This window comes from Rhizobium grahamii (assembly GCF_009498215.1).
Lineage (GTDB): Bacteria > Pseudomonadota > Alphaproteobacteria > Rhizobiales > Rhizobiaceae > Rhizobium > Rhizobium grahamii_A.
The window spans coordinates 2,675,976-2,690,777 of record NZ_CP043498.1 but is presented as its reverse complement, the minus strand read 5'-3'; the positions used below and the strand labels follow the sequence as shown (position 1 = coordinate 2,690,777).

18 protein-coding genes are annotated in these 14,802 nt (G+C 60.9%); 9 read left to right on the top strand and 9 right to left on the bottom strand.

What is annotated here, in order from left to right; genetic code table 11:
* Position 1 precedes the first annotated feature (1 nt).
* Genes FZ934_RS13020 through FZ934_RS13010 form a run of 3 tightly spaced genes read left to right on the top strand, consistent with a single transcriptional unit; the run spans position 2 to position 2,461 of the window.
* Complete coding sequence (locus tag FZ934_RS13020) at positions 2-478, top strand: chemotaxis protein CheW (protein WP_153271406.1); 477 nt, start codon at positions 2-4, stop codon at positions 476-478.
* A 23-nt stretch (positions 479-501) separates the two neighbouring features.
* On the top strand, positions 502-1,353 hold the full coding sequence (locus FZ934_RS13015; RefSeq protein WP_113360816.1) for a CheR family methyltransferase: 852 nt from the start codon (positions 502-504) through the stop codon (positions 1,351-1,353).
* A gap of 13 nt (positions 1,354-1,366) precedes the next feature.
* A complete protein-coding gene (locus FZ934_RS13010; protein ID WP_153271405.1) occupies positions 1,367-2,461 on the top strand; it encodes a protein-glutamate methylesterase/protein-glutamine glutaminase in 1,095 nt (364 codons plus the stop codon).
* A 36-nt stretch (positions 2,462-2,497) separates the two neighbouring features.
* On the opposite strand, the gene FZ934_RS13005 is transcribed toward FZ934_RS13010, so the two are convergent.
* On the bottom strand, positions 2,498-3,244 hold the full coding sequence (locus FZ934_RS13005) for a 3-oxoacyl-ACP reductase family protein (protein ID WP_432443582.1): 747 nt from the start codon (positions 3,242-3,244) through the stop codon (positions 2,498-2,500).
* A gap of 63 nt (positions 3,245-3,307) precedes the next feature.
* Positions 3,308-3,886 carry a TetR/AcrR family transcriptional regulator gene (locus FZ934_RS13000; RefSeq protein ID WP_153271403.1) on the bottom strand — a complete coding sequence of 193 codons (579 nt, stop codon included), beginning with the start codon at positions 3,884-3,886 and terminating at the stop codon, positions 3,308-3,310.
* A gap of 209 nt (positions 3,887-4,095) precedes the next feature.
* Here FZ934_RS13000 and FZ934_RS12995 point away from each other — a divergent pair, with 209 nt between their 5' ends.
* From FZ934_RS12995 to FZ934_RS12985, 3 genes are all read left to right on the top strand, one after another.
* A complete protein-coding gene (locus FZ934_RS12995; protein WP_153271402.1) occupies positions 4,096-4,896 on the top strand; it encodes an inositol monophosphatase family protein in 801 nt (266 codons plus the stop codon).
* A 101-nt stretch (positions 4,897-4,997) separates the two neighbouring features.
* Positions 4,998-6,104, top strand: a complete 1,107-nt coding sequence (locus FZ934_RS12990; RefSeq protein WP_153271401.1) for a flagellar motor protein MotA — start codon at positions 4,998-5,000, stop codon at positions 6,102-6,104.
* A gap of 3 nt (positions 6,105-6,107) precedes the next feature.
* Positions 6,108-7,139 carry a peptidoglycan -binding protein gene (locus FZ934_RS12985; protein WP_153271400.1) on the top strand — a complete coding sequence of 344 codons (1,032 nt, stop codon included), beginning with the start codon at positions 6,108-6,110 and terminating at the stop codon, positions 7,137-7,139.
* Between the two features lie 83 nt (positions 7,140-7,222).
* Here FZ934_RS12985 and FZ934_RS12980 read toward each other — a convergent pair whose 3' ends face one another.
* The 3 genes from FZ934_RS12980 to FZ934_RS12970 form a co-directional block, all read right to left on the bottom strand.
* A complete protein-coding gene (locus tag FZ934_RS12980) occupies positions 7,223-7,411 on the bottom strand; it encodes a YegP family protein (protein WP_056820804.1) in 189 nt (62 codons plus the stop codon).
* Between the two features lie 127 nt (positions 7,412-7,538).
* Positions 7,539-7,982 (bottom strand): hypothetical protein, encoded by a 444-nt coding sequence (locus FZ934_RS12975; protein WP_153271399.1) that lies wholly within the window; start codon positions 7,980-7,982, stop codon positions 7,539-7,541.
* 145 nt (positions 7,983-8,127) lie between these two features.
* Positions 8,128-9,930, bottom strand: coding sequence for an ABC transporter transmembrane domain-containing protein (locus tag FZ934_RS12970; protein ID WP_246737802.1), 1,803 nt, complete (start codon positions 9,928-9,930; stop codon positions 8,128-8,130).
* A 190-nt stretch (positions 9,931-10,120) separates the two neighbouring features.
* On the opposite strand from FZ934_RS12970, the gene rpmE reads away from it, so the two are divergent.
* Both rpmE and FZ934_RS12960 read left to right on the top strand, forming a co-directional pair.
* Positions 10,121-10,342, top strand: a complete 222-nt coding sequence (rpmE, locus tag FZ934_RS12965; RefSeq protein WP_007527409.1) for a 50S ribosomal protein L31 — start codon at positions 10,121-10,123, stop codon at positions 10,340-10,342.
* 127 nt (positions 10,343-10,469) lie between these two features.
* Positions 10,470-10,940, top strand: coding sequence for a nucleoside deaminase (locus FZ934_RS12960; RefSeq protein ID WP_153271398.1), 471 nt, complete (start codon positions 10,470-10,472; stop codon positions 10,938-10,940).
* A gap of 83 nt (positions 10,941-11,023) precedes the next feature.
* Here FZ934_RS12960 and FZ934_RS12955 read toward each other — a convergent pair whose 3' ends face one another.
* The 3 genes from FZ934_RS12955 to FZ934_RS12945 all read right to left on the bottom strand — a co-directional run bounded on the left by FZ934_RS12955 (position 11,024) and on the right by FZ934_RS12945 (position 13,411).
* Positions 11,024-11,539, bottom strand: a complete 516-nt coding sequence (locus tag FZ934_RS12955; RefSeq protein ID WP_153271397.1) for a DUF1465 family protein — start codon at positions 11,537-11,539, stop codon at positions 11,024-11,026.
* A 378-nt stretch (positions 11,540-11,917) separates the two neighbouring features.
* Positions 11,918-12,109, bottom strand: coding sequence for a DUF1192 domain-containing protein (locus FZ934_RS12950; RefSeq protein WP_153271396.1), 192 nt, complete (start codon positions 12,107-12,109; stop codon positions 11,918-11,920).
* Positions 12,110-12,130: 21 nt separating this feature from the next.
* Positions 12,131-13,411: an MFS transporter gene (locus tag FZ934_RS12945; protein ID WP_153271395.1), complete on the bottom strand. Its 1,281-nt coding sequence runs from the start codon at positions 13,409-13,411 to the stop codon at positions 12,131-12,133.
* A 172-nt stretch (positions 13,412-13,583) separates the two neighbouring features.
* Between FZ934_RS12945 and FZ934_RS27820 the strand changes: the two genes are divergently transcribed.
* On the top strand, positions 13,584-13,748 hold the full coding sequence (locus FZ934_RS27820; protein WP_194273710.1) for a hypothetical protein: 165 nt from the start codon (positions 13,584-13,586) through the stop codon (positions 13,746-13,748).
* On the opposite strand, the gene FZ934_RS12940 is transcribed toward FZ934_RS27820, so the two are convergent.
* Positions 13,745-14,662, bottom strand: coding sequence for a PhzF family phenazine biosynthesis protein (locus FZ934_RS12940; RefSeq protein WP_153271394.1), 918 nt, complete (start codon positions 14,660-14,662; stop codon positions 13,745-13,747). The two genes, FZ934_RS27820 and FZ934_RS12940, sit on opposite strands and share 4 nt — an antisense overlap.
* Positions 14,663-14,802 lie beyond the last annotated feature (140 nt).

Sequence of the window (14,802 nt, the reverse complement as noted above, 5' to 3'; positions counted from 1 at the left end):
TATGGCAACGGCATCCCTGGAAGCGCAGTTCGTCACCTTCAGCCTCGGCGATGAGACCTTCGCCGTGCCGGTAGAGGTGGTTCGGGAAATTCTCGACTATGCGGAAGCATTCAAGATTCCGAACGGTCCTGACTATCTCCTTGGCCTTCGCGACGTGCGCGGCCAGGGCGTGCCGACGATCGACCTTCGGCTGAAACTCGGCATGTCGAAGACGGTGCCCACGCCCCACACGCGTGTTCTCGTCCTCGACGTACCGATGGAAAGCAGGGTTCTGACGCTCGGCCTCGTTGCCGATCGTGTCTTCGAGGTCACGCCGTTTCGGCGTGACCAGATCGAGGCGGCGCCCGACATCGGCGTGCGCTGGCGCTCGGACTACATCGCCGGCGTCGTTCGCCGGGAAGGCGGGTTCGTCGTCATCGTCGATCTTGCACGGCTGCTGTCGCGTGAAGACGCGTCGGTCCTGCAATCGGCAGCCTGATCGGTCGTTTGGAGCATCAATCCATGAGTATGGCTGCAGCAGAAACCCAGATCGGAGATCGGATCAGCAAGCGCAATTTCGATAAGCTTGCCCGATTCATCTACGACTACAGCGGCATCAAGATGCCGCCGACCAAACTGACGATGCTCGAAGGCCGCCTGCGGCGTCGCCTTCGGGCGACCAACCACGCGACCTTCGACGACTATTGCGATTTCCTGTTCCACGAGGACGGGCTCGAGCATGAGACCGTCTATCTGATCGATGCGGTGACCACGAACAAGACGGACTTCTTCCGGGAGGCCCGCCACTTCGACTATATGCAGCAGACGGCGTTGCCGACGCTGGCCGGGAACGGCGTCCGCATCATCCGGACGTGGAGTTCGGCGTGCTCCACGGGTGCCGAGCCTTACACAATGGCGATGGTCCTTGAGGAGTTCGCCGGCGCGCGCAACGACGTCGACTACACGATCCTTGCAACCGATCTCAGTACCGACGTGTTGAACGCCGCTCGCCTCGGCATCTACGCCGAAGACATGATCCAGCCGGTGCCGCGCGACATGCAGCGCAAGTACGTCATGGTGCCGAAGAGCCCGACGCGCCGCGAGGTCCGGATTTCGCCGTTCCTGCGCAGTAGGGTCGGTTTTGCCCGGATGAACCTGATGGACGAGAGCTATCCGGTCGGCGAAGCCATGCACATCATCTTCTGCCGCAATGTGCTGATCTACTTCGACAAGCCGACGCAGGCGGGCGTGCTCAAGCGATTGTGCGATCGTCTCGCCGTCGGCGGCTACCTGTTCATCGGTCACTCCGAGTCCATCGCCGGAATCGACTTGCCGCTGAAGCAGGTTTCCAACACCGTGTTCCAGCGCACTTAAAGTAAGGTTGCCCATGGGCAAGAAGATACGCGTTCTGATCATCGATGACTCCGCCAGCGTTCGCCAGACGCTCGTCCGCGTGCTGCAGGAGGATCCCGAAATCGAAGTCATGGGGGTGGCAACCGACCCCTTCATGGCAGCCAAGAAAATCCAGGAGGAAATTCCCGACGTCATCACGCTCGACGTCGAGATGCCGAGGATGGATGGCATAACCTTTCTGCGCAAACTGATGTCGCAGCGGCCCATCCCCGTCGTCATGTGCTCCTCGCTGACGGAGGCAGGATCCGAGACGCTGCTGCAGGCCCTGGAGGCGGGCGCCGTCGATGTCATCCTGAAATCGAAGATCGGCGCTGCCGACAGTCTCGCCGACGATGCCGTGCGCATCCGTGAAGTGGTCAAGAGCGCATCCCATGCCCGTCTTGGCAACATGCGGCGGGCGATGAGCGCCCTGAGGCCGGGCCGGGAAGCGCCGCCGCAGAAACTGACGGCTGATGCGATGCTGCCGCCGCCAACCGGACGCGCAATGGCGAAGACCACGGAAATGGTCGTCTGCGTCGGCGCTTCGACGGGCGGGACGGAAGCGCTACGCGAATTCCTCGAAGCACTGCCGGCCAATGCGCCGGGCATGGTCATCGTCCAGCACATGCCGGAGAAGTTCACCGCTGCCTTCGCGAAGAGACTGAACGGGCTCTGCGAAGTCGAAGTGAAGGAAGCCGTCGATGGCGATCCCGTGCTGCGCGGCCATGTGCTGATCGCGCCCGGCGACAAGCACATGCTGCTCGAAAGGCAGGGGGCCCGGTATTATGTCTCGGTCAAGCAGGGGCCGCTGGTTTCGCGGCATCGTCCTTCCGTCGACGTACTCTTCCGTTCGGCTGCGCGCAGCGCCGGTTCGAACGCGATGGGCATCATCATGACCGGCATGGGCGACGACGGTGCCAAGGGAATGTTGGAGATGCATCAGGCTGGCGCCTATACCGTCGCGCAAGATGAGGCGACATCAGTCGTCTTCGGGATGCCGAAAGAGGCGATCGCCAAGGGTGGGGTGGATCGGATCCTGCCGCTCGATCAGATCGCCCGAGAAGTCCTCATTACCCAGCAGAAATTCTGAAAGGATGCCGGCGGCGCACGCCGCCGGCTTTCGATCTCAGGCGAGATAGCCGCCGTCGATCGTCAGGCTGGCGCCGGTGATGAAGGCGGCTTCCGGGCTTGCAAGATAGGCGGCAAGGCCGGCAATTTCGCGATCCTCGCCCAGGCGGCCAAGTGCCATCAATCCTTTCAGCATTTCATGAGAAGCCGGATCGGAATTCATGTCCGTCTCCGTGGGGCCGGGCTGGATTGTGTTGACCGTGATACCGCGCGGGCCGAGATCGCGTGCGAGGCCGCGCGTCATCGCGGCGACCGCGCCTTTCGTCATGCTATAGACCGATGATGTCGGGAAGCCGCTTCGATCGGCCACGACGCTGCCGATCGTGATGATCCTGCCGCCCTCATGCATGTGCCTCGCCGCAGCCTGCGTGCCGGCGAAGACAGCGCGGACATTGACGGCGAACATCCGGTCGAAGTCCTCGAGCGGAAAATCCTCCAGCTTGTTCAACAGCAGAATACCCGCATTGTTGACCAGAATGTCGAGCGCGCCGAAGTGATCGACAGCTCGATCGATCGCTTTCCGCAGGGCGGCCGCGTCGGCGCTGTCGGCCTTGATGGCGAGCGCCTTTCCGCCGCTTCCTTCGATCTCCGCGACGATGGCATCGGCCTTTTCGCTGGAGTTGGCGTAGGTGAAGGCGACCGCGGCGCCATCGGCAGCAAGCCTGCGGACGATCGCCGCCCCGATACCGCGCGAGCCGCCTGTTACGATCGCGACCTTTTCGTGAAGTGGTTTTGTCACTGTCATTCTCCTTATTGGACTGTTTAGTCTATAATTGGACATACGAAATCACGGTGATCCCGTGTCTTGTTAACGAAGGCTTCGAATGGCAAGGCTGGCGATGTTGCGCAGCACTTCCGGACTTGCCCCATTGCGGGCGCTGACTTTCATGCCCGACAATGTTGCGCCGAGGAATTGCGTGGCGGCTTCCGGATCGATCTCGGGTGCAAGTTGGCCGGTTCTGCGGGCCTCATCGAGTAGGGAGCCGATCGCCTTGCCGAGTGTCGTGGCTGCACTGTCGGTGAGGCTCGACACGTCTGCGTCGGTGCGACCGAACTCGCAGATAGCGCTGACGCCGAGGCAGCCCCTCGATGCCTCCGAAGGCGGTCGGGAGGCAAAGGCGATCAGCGCGGCTTCCAGGGCTTCAAGCGGCCTCTGGCCATGCTGCGTGTCGGCGATGATCCTGAGAACGCTGTCGGTGTTGTAGCGCTTCAGCGCCTGCAGGTAGAGGCTGCGCTTGTCGCCAAAGGTGTCGTACATGCTTTGCCGGCTGATCTTCATTGCCGTCAGCAGCGCATCGGTCGAGCTTCCCTCGTAGCCATGCTGCGAGAAGACGCCGATCGCGGCATCGAGTGCCCAGTCCCTGTCGAATTCCTTGTGTCGTGCCATGAGTGGAAGATAGTCATTCCAGATCGATCTGTCCAGAATATTTCGCGACATTTCTTGCGGTGAAACGATGCGTGGTCTGTCTCCTCTTGAAATTTTCCCGGTTTTGTGGTCTTGAGGCCGCCAATCTTATCGAGCGCTGCCTCTTCCGGCGATCAGGGACCCGCCCCTGACAGCGCGCATCGTATTATCGCTCAAGGAAAAGTGCTCAAATGGCTCGTTCAGCTCTTCTCAATGTCATGGTTCAGGCTGCCATCAAGGCAGGCAAGTCGTTGGGGCGTGATTTCGGCGAAGTGCAGAACCTGCAGGTTTCCGTGAAGGGACCGGGCGACTTCGTTTCCAACGCCGACCGCAAGGCTGAGAAGATCGTCAAGGACGAGCTCATGAAGGCACGCCCGACCTACGGCTTCCTCGGCGAGGAGAGCGAGGAGATCAAGGGCACCGACGGCGCGCATCGCTGGATCGTCGATCCCCTCGACGGTACGACGAACTTCCTTCACGGCATTCCGCAGTTTGCCGTCTCGATCGCGCTCGAGCGCAACAACGAGATCGTTGCCGGTGTCGTGTTCAACCCGGCGACCGATGAGCTCTACACCGCCGAGCGCGGTGGTGGCGCCTTTCTCAACGATCGCCGCCTGCGCGTCGGCGCGCGCCGTGTCCTTTCGGACTCGGTGATCGGTTGCGGTGTACCGCATCTCGGCCGTGGCAATCATGGCAAGTTCCTCGTCGAGCTTCGGCATGTGATGGGCGAAGTCGCGGGTATCCGTCGTCTCGGCTCCGCCTCGCTCGATCTCGCTTATGTTGCGGCTGGCCGTTTCGATGGTTTCTGGGAAACCGGACTGTCCGCCTGGGATATCGCTGCCGGTATTCTGCTTATCCGCGAGGCCGGTGGTTACGTCTCCGATTGGGATGGCGGTTCGTCCATTCTGGAGACAGGTTCCGTCGTCGCCGGCAACGAATATATCCAGAAGGCACTGCTCGACGTTGCCAAGCGGCCGGTGCCCTCCCGCTAAATCGTTGTTGTAAAGACACGGTTTTCCTGTTCGGCGTACTTCAATTCGGCACAATGTTGCTCTAGTCTCCGGCGGCGAGGGAAGCCGGAGGCAGCGGAACTATGGAAAACGTGAATGTGGCGGACTTCGGTTCGACCGAAAAACCCACTGGCAACTATAGCTACAGACTTTCCAGTCCCATGCAGTTCCTGTGGACGATGGTGCTGTTTCTGGTCATCGTCGGGTTCATAGCCGCGATCCTGTTCCGTCAGGCTCAAACCGCCTTCATGCACAATCCGGGCCTCAACGGGCTCATTCTCGGCGTTCTCGGTGTCGGGATCATCCTCGTTTTCGCTCAAGTGCTTGCCCTGCGCCCCGAAGTGCGCTGGTTCAATTCATTTCGCGCAGCCGGCAGTGTCGAGAAGGTGGGCCGCGATCCGAAGTTGCTGGCGCCGATGCGCGTGCTGCTCGGCAATCGCAAGGCGTCGGGGCTCTCGACCGCCACCTTTCGCTCCATTCTCGATTCCATCGCCAACCGCCTGGATGAATCACGCGACGTTTCGCGCTACCTCATCGGCCTTCTCGTCTTTCTCGGCCTGCTCGGAACCTTCTGGGGCCTGATCGGCACCATCGGGTCGATCAGCAACGTCATCCAGTCGCTCGACGCCGGCACCAACGGTTCGTCCGATGTGCTGGGCGCGCTGAAGGAAGGCCTGTCCACACCGCTGTCAGGCATGGGACAGGCGTTCTCCTCGTCGCTTCTCGGTCTCTCCGGTTCGCTTATCCTTGGTTTCCTCGATCTGCAGGCCGGCCGCGCTCAGAACCGGTTCTATGTCGAGCTGGAAAACTGGCTTTCTTCCGTGACGGACGTCGGCTCCGACGTCGCGGTGCCGACCATCGATGGCAAGGGCAGCGTCTCGCCTGACGATGTCAGGGCGCTTTCGGAATATCTCCGCAAGGTATCCGAAGAAGGCGGCGCCGGCAGCCAGCGCTCGGTTGCAGCGATGGCGAGCCTCGCGGAAGGTATCCAGGGTCTCGTCAAGAACATGCGCAACGAGCAGCAGATGCTGCGGGACTGGATCGAGGCACAGCAGGACGAGACCAAGGCGATGCGCCGCACGCTCGATCGTCTTGCCGAGCGCATCGGCTCGCAGGAACGGCTGAGTACGGGCGGTGGCAGCGAGCGCGGACCGCGCATGCCGCAGGCGGAAACGAGCGAGGGCAAATAAGCCATGCCGCTTGCCCGCAACCGCCGCCGCGAGCGCGCTGTCGACTATTGGCCCGGGTTCGTCGATGCTCTGTCGACCCTGCTCATCGCCATCATGTTCCTGCTGACGGTGTTCGTCGTCGGGCAGTTCATTCTCAGCCGTGAAATCACCGGGCGTGACGAGGTTCTCAATCGGCTGAACAGCCAGATCAACGAACTCACGCAACTGCTGGCGCTCGAAAAGGGCAGCAAGCAGGACCTCGAGGACAACATCGCCAATCTCCAGGCTTCTCTGGCCAGCGCCGAAGGCGAGCGTTCACGGCTGCAGGCACTGCTGTCCGCAGGTGCCGGCGGCCAGGATGCGGCACAGCAGCGGGTCGGGACGCTGACCAAGGAACTCGACGAACAGAAGCAGATGAGCGACCGGGCGATGAGCCAGGTGGAGCTTCTGAACCAGCAGATCGCAGCACTTCGCAGCCAGATCGCGGCTGTCGAAGCAGCACTTCAGGCCTCCGAGCAGAAGGACCAGTCGTCGCAAACCAAGATCGCGGATCTCGGACGGCGGCTGAACGTTGCGCTTGCGCAGCGCGTTCAGGAGCTGAATCGCTACCGCTCGGACTTCTTCGGCCGGCTGCGCGAAATCCTCTCCGATCGCGAGAATATCCGGATCGTCGGCGACCGCTTCGTCTTCCAATCCGAGGTGCTCTTTCCTTCGGGTGGCGCTGATCTCAATCCGGACGGGCAGGCGGAGATGGCCAAGCTCGCGATGGCGCTGCTTGATGTGGCGAAGGAAATCCCGCCTGAGATCAATTGGGTGTTGCGCGTCGATGGGCACACCGACAACGTTCCGCTTGCCGGCACGGGACGCTATGCCGATAACTGGCAACTGTCCTCGGCGCGCGCAATCTCGGTCGTGAAGTTCCTGATCAGCCAGGGCGTGCCTGCGGATCGTCTGGTTGCCGCGGGCTTTGGGGAATTTCAGCCGATCGCTCCCGGCGAAACGCCGGAGGCGCGGGCGACCAATCGCCGTATCGAGCTCAAGCTGACGGAAAAGTAGCGCATCGGTCGATGCATCGGCCGGGCGGAGTTCCGCTGGCACGGAAAGGAAGGGCGGCGCCTGTGGCACCGCCCTGATTTCTATCAGGACTCGGCCTTCGTGGTGTCGGCGGTGTCTGCGCCGGGAGCATTCTTCTTGATCGACTCGATCGCGCTCAAGGCAGAGGCCTTTGCCTTGTAGCCCTCCGAGCTGAACATGGTCTCACCGTTCGACGCCTTGAAACGGAAGCGGAACTCGCCTGCCTTATCCTTATAAACTTCGAATTTATACATGGATTTCTCTCCCGGAATCAGGATGTTGCGCAAATCTGCAACCGCAGCCTAAAACAAAAAATGCAACTATTCCATCGGGATATTTAAACGCGATGCGCGCGGTCTTTCGTGCATCCGCGCGCTTCATTCACGGTTTGAAGATCGAAAAGACCGACGAGAACTTGTTGATGAGGTAGGGCGCGAAGAGCACGATGCCGGAATAGAAGAAGTTCGAGCCTTGCGACATGTCGGGAATGACGCCGAGATTGGTAAAGCGATATAGGCAGGCGAGGCCGAAGCCGACATAGAGCATGAGAATCGCAACCGTTCCGATCATCGCGATGAAGCGGCTGGAACTCGCCTTCATCACCGTTACGGTCAAGGGCGGGGTGCCCGCCAACAGCGCGTTGCCCGATGCGTCGACCGGATTGCCTTGATCGTCGGTTTTGGTGAGCACGACATCTTCCGAAAGCGCGTCGGTCAGCGACCAGGTATCGGCCTCTCGCAGCGACCGATAGAAAAGCAGCATGGAGACGACGACTGCGATGGCGACGAGCGCCACAAGAATTTCGGCAAAGCTGATCGAGGCCATCCGGCAATCTCCCTCTGTAAGAGTCTGGGTTTGATCGAGAATGAAGTGTAACTATTGCGTGCATTATGTCAATATGCACGCAATAGTTAAAACCTCTCGCAACCGTACGGGGGTGCCGGGCAGGGGGACGCGCGAGGAAACCGCCTTACTTTGCAGCCGCCAGTAACGCCTCGGCGCCCGCGTCGAACTGCAGCTTGGCGAGCTTGGCGTAAATGCCGCCGTGACGGATCAGGCTTTCGTGCGTGCCCTCTTCGACGACACGGCCCTGATCGAGCACAAGGATGCGATCGGCCTTCAACACCGTGGCCAGTCGGTGCGCGATGATCAGCGTGGTGCGGCCGCTCATCAGGCGATCGAGGGCCTTCTGCACCAGCGTTTCGCTTTCGGCATCGAGCGCCGATGTCGCCTCGTCGAGGAGCAGGATCGGTGCGTTCTTCAGGATCGCGCGGGCGATCGCAATGCGCTGACGCTGGCCACCTGACAGCATGATGCCGCGTTCGCCGACGACCGTGTCGTACCCTTGCTCGAGACGGTGCACGAACTCGTCGGCCTGCGCTGCGATCGCGGCCGCACGAACCTCCTCGCGGGTAGCATCCGGGCGTCCGAAGGCGATGTTGTCATGGATCGAGGCTGCGAAGATCGTCACGTCCTGAGGCACGATGGCGAGGCGCTTGCGCAGCGCCTCCGGATCGACCTGTCGAGCATCGACGCCATCGACTTTCACGGCGCCCTGCAAGGGGTCGTAGAAGCGCAGGAGCAGCGAGAAGACCGTAGTCTTGCCGGCTCCTGAGGGGCCGACGATTGCGACCGTTTCGCCGGGCCGCACCTCGAAATCAAGGCCGTGCAACGCCGATCTTTCCGGACGCGAGGGATAGGCGAAATGAACGTCGTCGAACTCGACCTTTCCGAGGGCCGGAACCGGAAGTTCGATAGGGGAGGCTGGCCTGCGGATCGCCGGTACCTCATCCAGCAATTCGCTCAGACGCTCGGTCGCGCCGGCTGCCTGGGAAAGCTCGCCCCAGACTTCGGAAAGCGCACCGAGCGATCCGGCGGCAATGACCGAATAGAGCAGAAACTGTCCGAGTGTGCCTGCCGACAGGGTTCCGGCGAGGACACTATGGGCGCCAACCCAAAGAACGGCCACGACGCTGCCGAAGATTAGTGTGATGGCAATGCCGGTCAGAAGCGCTCGGGAACGGATGGCAGCCCGTGCGGCGCCGTAAGCGGTCTCGACGGCGCTGCCATAACGCTGGGCCGCGAGATCCTCGCCACCGAAGGCCTGCAGGGTCCGCGTGGCGGCGATCGTCTCGCTGGCAAAGGCCGAAGCGTCGGCCAGCGTATCCTGCGCGGCACGCGAGCGCTTGCGAACGGAGCGGCCGAAGGCGACCAGCGGGAAGACGATCAGCGGAATTGCGCCGAGCGCCAGGCTCGACAGTTTCGGCGAGGTGACGATCATCATCCCCATCGCCCCAAGACACAGGATCAGGTTGCGCAGAGCGACGGAGGCCGTGGCGCCGACAGCGGACTTGATCTGCGTGGTATCAGCCGTCAGGCGCGAGAGGATTTCGCCGGATTGATTGACGTCGAAGAAGGACGGGGACAGCCGCGTCACATGCGCGAAGACATCATGCCGAAGATCGGACACGATGCGCTCGCCAAGCGTGATGACGAAGAAGTAGCGCATGGCACTGGCGATCGCGAGAACGACGGCCATGATCATCAGCATGACGAAGTAGCTGTTGATGAACGTGCCGTCGGACTGTGTGAAGCCGTGGTCGATCATGCGGCGAACGGCAAGCGGCAGCGCAAGCGACGTGATGGCGGCGAGAGCGAGGGAAAACAGCGCCCCGGCGACCATGCCGCGATAGCGCATGACGTAGGGCGTCAATCTGCCGAGAGGCTTGAGAGCGCGGGACTTTCTCTGGCCGGTCTGCACTGCGTCTGTCAATTGATCTCCGATCACCGTCAACGCCGTGCAATACGGCTGATGGCTCTTGTTATCCCGATGGCCTTCATGTATAGGCACCGCATCCTAATGGGAAGCCGTAGCCATAAGCGACTGCGGCTTCATTTATTCAATCGGTCCTCTTGTCGCAACGTGATGCGTCAAATTGGACGTTGCTTGCAGGAAGATTGTTATGAAGGCAGATATCCATCCCGACTACCACACGATCAAGGTGGTCATGACCGATGGCACCGAATACGAGACCCGCTCGACCTGGGGCTCTGAAGGCGCTGTCATGAACCTCGAAATCGACTCCAAGTCCCACCCGGCCTGGACCGGCGGCAACCAGCAGCTCATGGACCGCGGTGGCCGCGTTTCCAAGTTCAACAAGCGTTTCGGCGGCCTCGGCCTCTAATTCGCGCTGCTGGATGGCAGAGTTTGGAAAACCCCGCTTCGGCGGGGTTTTTTGTCGTGGTTCTCCCTCTTGGAAATCCGTTCGATCCGAGACAAGATCATTCAGCTCTAGCTTTGAGGGGACTGGGATGGAAAACCACGAGCCGTTTCTTCGAGAAGCAATCGCGCTTTCGAAATCCGCGATGGAACGTGGCGACGAGCCATTTGGTTCGGTGCTGGTCAAGGACGGGAAAGTCATTCTGCGCGCCGAAAACAGCGTGTTCACCGGACGCGACATGACGAACCACGCCGAGCTGAACCTGATCAAGCTGGCTGCCCAGAAGTATGATGCCGCCTTCCTGACGGATTGCACGCTCTACACCAGCACCGAGCCATGTGCGATGTGTTCCGGAGCGATCTACTGGTCGGGGATCGGGCGCATGGTGTTTGCGTGCTCGGAAACGCGACTGGGTGAGATCGCCGGGATCGGCCTCAATGTTCCAAGCCGGGCAATATTGGAAACCGGCGCGCGCATTGTCGCCGTGGATGGCCCGAACATCGAAGACGAAGCTGCCGCTGTCCACCAGGAGTTCTGGCCGAAGCATCTCGGCAAGGCGTAGCGCCTGGGTAAACGCCTACGGTGCGCAAAAGAAAACCGGCCGCGCGGGGCGCAGCCGGTTTCATGAATACGTATCGAAGCGGCTTAATTGTTGCCGAATGCCGTCTGCAGCAGGCTGAGCTGAGCCTGAACGCTATTCTGGTTGTCAGGCACGATCGCAGCTTCGGCCGGACGGTAGATCTCGCGGTCGAGCAGCGCCACGCGGTTCTGCAGGCGCAGCGAGCGTTCGATCAGGTCGCGGAAAGATTCCGGCAGATCGCCCCAGCCCGGGGCATTGCGGTCGACATTGAAGCCGTCGAGGCGAACCTTGTTCTTCTCGGCAAGTACCTGGTCACGCGACATCTCGCCATTGTTGACGGCGCGCTGCAGAAGAAGCCAGGAGGCCATCTGCATCAGGCGGGTGGTCAGGCGCATCGACTCGGCTGCATAAAGAACCGATGCCATACGCGGCAAGACCTTCGATGCTGTGCGACCCTGGCCATCCAGATAGGCGGCGGTTTCTTCAACCAGCGACATGCCTTCCGAATACAGTGTCTTGAACTGCGAGGATGCGGCAGCGCGACCTGCAAAACTGATCGTGTTCAATCCAAGCTCTGACATTTAAATAGTCCCTGTTGCACGCATCTACTTATGGTCAGGTAACGTCGACCAAAGCGAAAAAGTTTCCTTGGCCGGTCTTTATGCTTTTAAGATGGTAGCTTTAGCCCAATTGCGCAAGGCGTTTCTTAAGAAAGGGTTAACTTCCACAGTTTCATGGAAGCCGTCCCCAGCGCAGTAAAAAAAGAAGAGCCGCAAAGGCGGCTCTCAAGGTAAAACAGGGAGAAAAATCAGACCAATTCACCGCTTGGAAAACTGTCTGAAATCCAGAGCAAGTCTGGATAGCTACAGTAATACCTTATAAAGCTTAACGTCCCATTAAGTCTGTGCCGAAGTAACACTTGCGCCGGCCCTATAATTGGTCAGCGCAGTAGCTCCGCATCAGGATCGGAAGAGATTTTCTGCGGCTTGTCTTCCCGACGCCTTGCGCGCCGCTTCCGCTTCGATGCGGCCGATCTCGGCCTTCAGCAGCTCGACACGTGCCTTGAGCTCATCGACCGAGAGAAGAGACAGGTCCATGCCGATTTCGTGAGTCGGTTTTTTCACCGGGCGGTCGTCATCCGTGAAGCTCATACGCAATCCTCCGTGCTTGCCTCAGTTGAACTTTACCGCAGGTTCGCCCGTTTCGGGAGCCTTATTGGGCCCGCGATCGGCCAGCGACATGCTTTCCGGCGTCAAGGTCTGAGAAGTCGCGGTCGGGATGGTCGTATAGGCATCGCGGTTGGCTGCGGGAATGGCCGCACGCATGCGGCTGCGGAGAATGGCGTAAGCGGTGATCAGCACATGCGCGATGGCGGTGACCAGGAACAAGGCGTGCGGATTGATCAGCGACATGACGGGGCCGCTGATCGTCGGGCCGATGATCGTTCCGATGCCGTAGAGCAGCAGCAGGCCACCCGAAACCTTCACGAAATCCTCCGACGAGGCGTAGTCGTTCGCGTGTGCCACGGCGATCGGGTAGAGCGTATTGGCAACCGCACCATAGAGGACGACGAGGCCGATGATGAAGACTGGAGAGGAGGGGTGGAGAACGGCGAGAAGCAGGCCGGCGAAAGCGGCAACGGCGGACATTGCGGCCAGCACGTAGCGGCGGTCGATCCGATCGGAAAGGCGGCCGGCCGGCAGCTGCATCAGCGCGCCCGCGAAAATGGTGGCGCTCATCATGATGGCGATGCTGGTATCGGAGAGGCCGGCGCCGGCGCCGAAGACGGCGCCCAGCGTGCCGTAGGCACCGTTGGCGATGCCGACCAGGAGAATGCCGAAGCAGGAGACCGGCGAATTGCGATAGAGCGCCGGCAGATCGAGCTTGACGGCCTTCAGCGGCTGCGGCGAGGCGGCGTTCGAAAGCGTCGTCGGCAGCATGGCAATGCAATAGAAGATGCCGCAGACCATGAAGAGGACGGGCGTGCGGACATCTTCCAGCGGTATCATCATCTGGCCGGCCATGACGCCGAAGAGCGTGATTGCGATGTAGAGCGAGAAAATGGCGCCGCGGCTCTCATTGGTGGCGCGTTCGTTCAGCCAGCTCTCGATGATCATCGATGTGCCGGCGGTCGCAAAGCCGGTCACGGCGCGCAGCAGGACCCACCATACCGGATGGATGATGATGCCGCTGACGAGCGCGATGATCGCAATGATGGAAATGAAACCCGAGAAGGCCCGCACATGGCCGACGCGCCGCACCAGTTTCGGCGCGACGAGGCAGCCGATGACAAAGCCCGCAGCCCAGGATGTGCCGAGCAGACCGAGCGTCGTCGTTGCATAGCCTTCGAGGTTGCCGCGTACGGGAAGTAGAATGCCCTGCAGGCCGTTACCCATGAAGAGAAAGAGCGTGCCGAAGAGAAGTGCGGCAACGGACAGCAGATTTCTTTGCATATACCCGGACTCTATGAGTTGACTGTCAAAAGACATATGGCGGCATGCGTTGCCGCCCAGTCTCGAGATTGTTGATTGTGCCCCCAAATGCCTTTACGGCATGAATAATTGCAGTCGTGACGCGAAAAAATGTCCGTCCTGTGACATTAAGAAAAGATGGAAAAATAAAGACATGACGAAGCTGATCGCTCTGCTGCTCATTCTGGCGATGGCGATTCAGCTGATCAAGCCGCTGGGCGTTCCCGGGCTGCGGCGACGCATGGATTTCTGGAGGATCGCGCTGATCGCTTTCGCGATCTGGGCGATCGCCCTGCTCGGCCGGGACCTGTTCGTCTAGTAGGTGATTTCGCCGCGCATGACCGGTGCGCAGCTCCCCGAGATCGTCACCTCTGTCACCACGCCATCCACCTTGGTGGCGTCGATGCCGATGATGCTGCGACGTCCCATTTCAACGCCTTGCTCTATGGTCAGCGACACCCTCATATTCGCTTCCGGCTCGAGGGACACCAGGTAGGCGCCGAGGGCGGCCGAGGCGCTGCCGGTTGCCGGATCCTCGGGCACGTTGTCGAGCGGCGCGAACATGCGTGCGCGGATCGACCAGGGGGCATCGTCAGATCGGACATAGACGAACAGCGAGAAGTCATGGTTGCCCTCGACGGTCGGGCTGGCTGCATCCTGGAAATAGGCAAGGTTCGGACGTGCGCGGCCCAGGGCGTCGAGGTCAGCAAGCTCGGCAAAGACGAAGCTCAGGCCAACCGATGCGACTACGGGCTCGTGCTTGGCCAAGCGGATGTCACCCGGCTCGATTGCGATGCAGCGGGCGACGGTCTCCTTCGGTATCGCGTTGCCGACGACGAGTGGCCTCGGCGCGCGAATGGACGCAGAGAGAACCCTGTCGCCGTCACGCTTCAGATCGACCTCCACGAGGCCCGCCTTCTCCTCGAATTGCAGGCGATCGCCGATCGGACGCCCGAAGATCTCGCCTTGCTGGCCGAGCACATAGGCCGTTCCGACATTGGGGTGCCCGGCGAAGGGAACTTCCATGGTTGGCGTGAAGATGCGGACGCGGGCCGTATTTTCCGGGTCTTCCGGCGGCAGCACGAAGGTAACCTCGGAGTAACCGAATTCGGCAGCGATGTTCTGCATGTCCGCGTCGCTCAGCCCGCGGGCATCCGTCATCACGGCCAGCGGATTGCCTTCGAAGCGGGTGGTGGTGAAGACATCGACGGTGGTGAAGGCGACGGTTTTCATGGGGTCTCCGGCAGGGTGCTATGGACGCCATACTGGCGCGCGGCGGCGCCTGCCGATAGGCGCAAATTTGTGCCGGTGACAATCTTCGGACGGTTTTCCGAACTGTCGGCAGCAGGGCTGGTGCGATGCCTTGGCGATCG

Bases quoted from the DNA above. Each gene is read 5' to 3' on its own strand.
- FZ934_RS12995 (WP_153271402.1), top strand. From the start codon at position 4,096: ATGGCTCGTTCAGCTCTTCTCAATGTCATGGTTCAGGCTGCCATCAAG.
- FZ934_RS27820 (WP_194273710.1), top strand. From the start codon at position 13,584: ATGACGAAGCTGATCGCTCTGCTGCTCATTCTGGCGATGGCGATTCAG.
- FZ934_RS13020 (WP_153271406.1), top strand. From the start codon at position 2: ATGGCAACGGCATCCCTGGAAGCGCAGTTCGTCACCTTCAGCCTCGGC.
- FZ934_RS12955 (WP_153271397.1), bottom strand. From the start codon at position 11,539: ATGTCAGAGCTTGGATTGAACACGATCAGTTTTGCAGGTCGCGCTGCC.
- FZ934_RS12990 (WP_153271401.1), top strand. From the start codon at position 4,998: ATGGAAAACGTGAATGTGGCGGACTTCGGTTCGACCGAAAAACCCACT.
- FZ934_RS12940 (WP_153271394.1), bottom strand. From the start codon at position 14,662: ATGAAAACCGTCGCCTTCACCACCGTCGATGTCTTCACCACCACCCGC.
- FZ934_RS13000 (WP_153271403.1), bottom strand. From the start codon at position 3,886: ATGGCACGACACAAGGAATTCGACAGGGACTGGGCACTCGATGCCGCG.
- FZ934_RS12945 (WP_153271395.1), bottom strand. From the start codon at position 13,411: ATGCAAAGAAATCTGCTGTCCGTTGCCGCACTTCTCTTCGGCACGCTC.
- FZ934_RS13010 (WP_153271405.1), top strand. From the start codon at position 1,367: ATGGGCAAGAAGATACGCGTTCTGATCATCGATGACTCCGCCAGCGTT.
- rpmE (WP_007527409.1), top strand. From the start codon at position 10,121: ATGAAGGCAGATATCCATCCCGACTACCACACGATCAAGGTGGTCATG.
- FZ934_RS12975 (WP_153271399.1), bottom strand. From the start codon at position 7,982: ATGGCCTCGATCAGCTTTGCCGAAATTCTTGTGGCGCTCGTCGCCATC.
- FZ934_RS13015 (WP_113360816.1), top strand. From the start codon at position 502: ATGAGTATGGCTGCAGCAGAAACCCAGATCGGAGATCGGATCAGCAAG.
- FZ934_RS13005 (WP_432443582.1), bottom strand. From the start codon at position 3,244: ATGACAGTGACAAAACCACTTCACGAAAAGGTCGCGATCGTAACAGGC.
- FZ934_RS12980 (WP_056820804.1), bottom strand. From the start codon at position 7,411: ATGTATAAATTCGAAGTTTATAAGGATAAGGCAGGCGAGTTCCGCTTC.
- FZ934_RS12950 (WP_153271396.1), bottom strand. From the start codon at position 12,109: ATGAGCTTCACGGATGACGACCGCCCGGTGAAAAAACCGACTCACGAA.
- FZ934_RS12985 (WP_153271400.1), top strand. From the start codon at position 6,108: ATGCCGCTTGCCCGCAACCGCCGCCGCGAGCGCGCTGTCGACTATTGG.
- FZ934_RS12960 (WP_153271398.1), top strand. From the start codon at position 10,470: ATGGAAAACCACGAGCCGTTTCTTCGAGAAGCAATCGCGCTTTCGAAA.